This window comes from Achromobacter sp. (assembly GCF_057314935.1).
On sequence record NZ_DBHKZA010000022.1, the window covers coordinates 3,766 to 8,685 of the forward strand.

Sequence of the window (4,920 nt, forward strand, 5' to 3'; positions counted from 1 at the left end):
AGCTGTAGAAGAATCATGGTGTGTGTCTTGAGGCGCTGTGTTCCGTCCCAACCCCCTTGGGCAGAACGCTGTTTTCAGACGGCTGCATGCCCCGCACCCGATCACCGGGGCGCGGGCGGCGGCGGCCGGGAAGCCGCCGCCTTCCTGCTTGTTCCAGGCTTAGTTGGCCTTGACGACCCGGCCGCCCTTGACCTCGCCGATGACCACTTCCTTCGCCGTGATCGCGTCGTGGTTGTCGTGCGTGAACGGCTTGTTGTAGGTCATCACCACGCCTTCGACCGGCGTTTGCAGGTTTTCAAGCGCTTCGCGGACCTTCGGGCCGTCGGTGGAGTTGGCCTGCTTGATGGCGGCTGCCAACAGGAAGATCGAGTCGTAGCCCTGGGCCGCCGACACCGGCGAATCGATGCGGTTGTTCTTGGGCTTGAACTTGGCCAGATAGGCGTCGATGAAGGCCTTGCGCTTTGGGGTGTCGGGGTCCTGGATGAAGGTCTGCGGCATGCGCGCGCCTTCGCCGTTGGTGCCCGAGTTGTCGATGTAGTTGGCCATCGAGAGCGTCCAGCTGCCGATGATCGGCACCTTCCAGCCCAGCTTGGTCATGCCGTTGGCGATCTGCGCCAGTTCGGGGCCGATGCCGTAGGTCAGCACGGCTTCGGCGCCGGCGGCCTTGGCCTTCAACAGCTGGGCCGTCATGTCGACGTCCTTGATGTTGAATTTTTCGACGGCCACGGGCTTGATGCCCTTGGCGTCCAGGGCCTTTTCCAGGTCTTCGCGGCCCAGCTGGCCGTAGTTGGTGGAGTCGGCCAGGATCGCGACCTTTTTGAAGCCGCGGCGGGTGACCGCTTCTTCCACGATCATCGGGGCCTGGATGCTGTCATGCGCCGCGTTGCGGAACACGTAGTTGTCGGGGAATTCCGGGGCCTTGAACTGGTGCGTGATCACGCTGCCCGTGGCCACGTTGTTGAAGACGGGAATCTTGGCGTCCTGGTAGAAACGCTGCGAGGCCAGCGCCACGCCCGTATTGATGTAGCCGACCGTGGCCGCGACCTGTTCCTTATTGATCAGTTCCTGGGCGATCTGCACGCCGCGTTCGTTCTTGGCTTCGTCGTCGCGCTCGACGGCCACCAATTGGCGGCCCAGCACGCCGCCGCTCTTGTTGATTTCCTCAATGGCCAGCCGCACGCCGTCGCGCATGCTCACGCCCATGGACGAGGAGCCGCCGGTGTAGGGGCCAGCCACGCCGATCTTGATGGGGTCGGCGGCGTAGGACGCGGCCGATGCGGCAAATGCAAGGGTTCCTGCTAGCAGCTTCAAACGAAAATCCATGGATGTCTCCGTTGTAATTAGATGAACTGCGTGGAAAACCGGTTGCCGGCGCCAGACGGCGGGAAATCTGATGTTGCGGCGCTCTCCTGTGTTGCGTGTTGTGACTGTCTGCTTAATCGCTTACGCGAATCTGACCCGGCGGGGTTTTTCCGCGTAAATACCTAGTACGGGCGCAAGGGGCGCGGGCCATGCGTTGCAATGCAGCATGGGCAGGCGGGGCAAGCGGGGGCTTGCACGGCGCCAAGGCATGCGACGGGCGGACAGCCGCGTTGGCCGCATGCTAGCCAGCGTCGGGGGCAGGCGCGCGGAAATTCGTTCCGCCCTTTACTGGAAATTTATTCCTGACCGGCCGGCAGGCCGCATGGCCATTGGGATGCCTGTTTGCAGACGCCTTCCAGCCATAGGGAAAACGCTTGGACCGCGCGGCCCGGCGGGCGCGAGATTTCGGTGCACAGGTGGTACTGGGATTCGCCGGGGATGTCGATGTCCAGCACGCGCACCAGCTTGCCCTCGTCCAGCCATTCGGCGGCCAGCGTGCGGCGGGTCAATGCCAGCCCCTGGCCCGCGCGGGCGGCGGCCAGCATCATGCCCAGATCCACCAGCCAGACCCCGCGCGAGGGTTCGGGCCAGTCCAGGCCGGCCGCGTCCAGCCAGGGGCGCCAGGGCTCCATCGGGCAGCGCAGCAGGTCGGCATGGGCCAGGTCGCCGGGGCGATTGAATGGGCCGTGCTTGGCCAGGTACGACGGCGAGCACACGGCGAACACGGGGTCAGCCGTAAGTTGCCGCGCTTGCAGGCCGGGATACTTGCCGCTGCCGAACCGTACCCAGACGTCGGCGTTGGGCGGCATGATGTCCAGATAGGGAATGGACAACATGATCTCCAGCTCGACGTCCGGATGCGCGGCGGTGAAGCCGGGCAGGTAAGGGATCAGCACCTGGCGGGCAAAGGTGGGGGTCGAGACGACGCGCAGCGGGTCCGGCTTGGGGTCGCCGCGCTTGTGCAGCGAGGCGTCCGACAGCAGGTCCAGCGCGGTGCGCACCTGGTTCAGGTAGTCGCGCCCGGCGGCGCTGAGCGTGGCGCCCCGGCTGCTGCGGATGAAGAGCGAGACGTCCAGCAGGGCTTCCAGCGCGGCGATGCGCTTGCCGATGGCGCTGGCCGTGACGAAGAGTTCTTCGCTGGCGCGTTCGAAAGAGCCCAGGCGGGCGGCTGCTTCGAATGCCTGGATGGCAGCCAGCGGGGGCAGCCGCACATCTTTGGAAGGAGAGGGTCCGCGCATGATCGTCTGGCGGGCCGGCCGTGCGCCCGACGAAAAAGTGGCAACGGGCACATTATAAAAGTGATGGCGGCGCGCGTTCCACGCGCGCCGCGGGGGTCCGGGACGGTGAGGCCGGGCTTAGACGCCTTTCACGGCCAGGCTGACCGCCAGGCCGGCCATGACCAGGGCGATGACGCCGTCCAGGATACGCCAGGCCGAAGCGCTGGCGAAGAAGCGGGCGAACAGGCGCGAGCCGATGCCCAGCACGGCCAGCCACAGCAGGCTGGCGGTGAATGCGCCGGCGGCGAACGCCATGCGGGCGTCCTCGAAGCCGTGCGCCAGCGAGCCCACCACCACCATGTCGAGCCAGAAATGGGGGTTCAGCAACGAAAAGCCCAGCGCGCCCAGCATGGCGGCGCGGCGCGACGGCACCACGTCGCGCGCGGCGGCAAGGCCACCGGTGGCCGTCCAGGCGCGGCGGGCCGATTGCACGGCATACCAGGACAGGAAGATCACGCCGAACCACAGCACGGCGGTCGTCAGCCAGGGGAACCAGGACGTCAGCGCCTGCAGCCCCGATACGCTGGCGAAGATGAACACGGCGTCGATCAGCGCGCAGATGGCGACCACGCTCAGCAGATGCGCACGCATCAGGCCTTGGCGCAGGATGAAGGCGCTTTGCGCGCCCACGACGGCGAACAGGCCCAGCCCGGTGGCGGTTCCGCTGGCCCAGGCGGTTAGGAAGAGGGGGGATGACAAGGTGGCGAACATGATGCAAATACCTGTGACTGCAACGCCTGTGGCGGCGCTTTGATGATGGTTCCTGAGGCATTGCGCACTCTGGTGATAGCGTATTTTCGCTTGCGCACGAGATGAAATACAGCTAATTTTCCTTCACTATATTAAGTAAAGCTAATCCATGAAACTCGATCACGGAAACTTGCGGGCGCTGGCCGCCGTGGTGCGCGAAGGCAGCTTCGAACGCGCCGCGCTGTCCCTGAGCGTGACGCCGTCGGCGGTTTCGCAACGGATCAAGGCGCTGGAAGACCGCATGGGCCGCCTGCTGGTCCAGCGCACGGTGCCGGCGGCAGCCACGGCGGACGGCCAGGTGCTGGTGCAACTGGCGGAACAGACGGCGCTGCTGGAACATGACGCGCTGAACCGGCTGGGCGTGTCGGACGACGAGGTGCCCCACGCCAGCATCCCCATCGCGGTCAACCACGACAGCCTGGAGACCTGGTTCGTCGACGCGGCGCTGCAATTCTCGGCCCGCACCCGGGCCACGCTGGACATGCTGTCCGAAGACCAGGACCACACCGCGGCCCTGCTGCGCAACGGGTCGGTCCTGGGGGCCGTGACCACGCTGGCCGATCCCGTGCAAGGTTGCCGCATCCACGCGCTGGGCAGCATGCGCTATGTGGCCACCTGCACGCCGGATTTCCACAAGCGCTACTTCGCGCAGGGTGTGAACGCGCAGACGCTGGCCGAGGCCCCGGTGCTGGTGTTCAACCGCAAGGACGCCTTGCAGGCGCGCTTTGCGCACAAGATCTCGGACCCGGCGCCATGGCAGCCCCCGGTCTGGTGGGTGCCTTCCACGCGCGCTTTCGTGCAGGCCACGCTGGGCGGCCTGGGCTGGACCATGAATCCGCTGCCGCTCGTCCAGGAGCACCTTGACGCAGGTCAGTTGATGCTGCTTCGGGGGCGCGCCTGGGAGGATGTGCCGCTGTATTGGCAGCATTGGCGGGTAAACTCCGAGGCGATGGAAGCCTTGACCGATTCGGTTCTGTCGGCCGCCCGCAGCTTGGTCCGGCGGCGTTAACCCACTAGGAGGACACCCCATGAACATCCGCAAGTTCGCAGTCATTGCCGCCCTGGGCCTGTGTACGGCCGGTTCGGCGTGGGCGAAGGACTACAAGGTCGGCCAGATCGAGATCGACGACCTCTGGGTCCGCGCGTCGGCGCCGGGCCAGTCCAATGGTGCGGGGTATATGGATATCGACAACGACGCCAAGACGGAAGACCGCCTACTGTCGGTGTCGTCGGACGCTGCCGAACGGGTCGAGCTGCACACCGTGCAGACGGAAAATGGCGTGTCGAAGATGCGCCAGGTCGAAGGCGGCATTGCGCTGCCCGCCGATACCGAGGTCAAGCTCAGCCCGGGCGGCTATCACGTCATGTTCATCAAGCTGAAGGCGCCGTTCACCGACGGCGCGACCGTGCCGGCCACCTTGAAGTTCGAAAAGGCGGGCGAAGTCGCCGTGCAGTTCAAGGTCAAGCCGGCCTCGCACAACCCCGGCATGAGCCACGGCGGCATGGACCACGGCGCGATGAAACACTAAGC

Annotated in this window: 5 protein-coding genes; 2 read left to right on the top strand and 3 right to left on the bottom strand. The window is 65.9% G+C overall.

Going from position 1 to position 4,920, the window contains the following annotated elements; translation table 11 throughout:
- Positions 1-159 precede the first annotated feature (159 nt).
- The 3 genes from ACO6D5_RS10525 to ACO6D5_RS10535 form a co-directional block, all read right to left on the bottom strand.
- Positions 160-1,323 carry an ABC transporter substrate-binding protein gene (locus ACO6D5_RS10525; protein WP_485825343.1) on the bottom strand — a complete coding sequence of 388 codons (1,164 nt, stop codon included), beginning with the start codon at positions 1,321-1,323 and terminating at the stop codon, positions 160-162.
- 335 nt (positions 1,324-1,658) lie between these two features.
- Positions 1,659-2,600: a LysR substrate-binding domain-containing protein gene (locus tag ACO6D5_RS10530; protein ID WP_485825344.1), complete on the bottom strand. Its 942-nt coding sequence runs from the start codon at positions 2,598-2,600 to the stop codon at positions 1,659-1,661.
- Positions 2,601-2,717: 117 nt separating this feature from the next.
- Positions 2,718-3,350, bottom strand: coding sequence for a LysE/ArgO family amino acid transporter (locus ACO6D5_RS10535; protein ID WP_485825345.1), 633 nt, complete (start codon positions 3,348-3,350; stop codon positions 2,718-2,720).
- 148 nt (positions 3,351-3,498) lie between these two features.
- Between ACO6D5_RS10535 and ACO6D5_RS10540 the strand changes: the two genes are divergently transcribed.
- Complete coding sequence (locus ACO6D5_RS10540; RefSeq protein ID WP_183017274.1) at positions 3,499-4,398, top strand: LysR family transcriptional regulator ArgP; 900 nt, start codon at positions 3,499-3,501, stop codon at positions 4,396-4,398.
- A 19-nt stretch (positions 4,399-4,417) separates the two neighbouring features.
- A complete protein-coding gene (locus tag ACO6D5_RS10545; protein WP_315845255.1) occupies positions 4,418-4,918 on the top strand; it encodes a copper chaperone PCu(A)C domain-containing protein in 501 nt (166 codons plus the stop codon).
- Positions 4,919-4,920 lie beyond the last annotated feature (2 nt).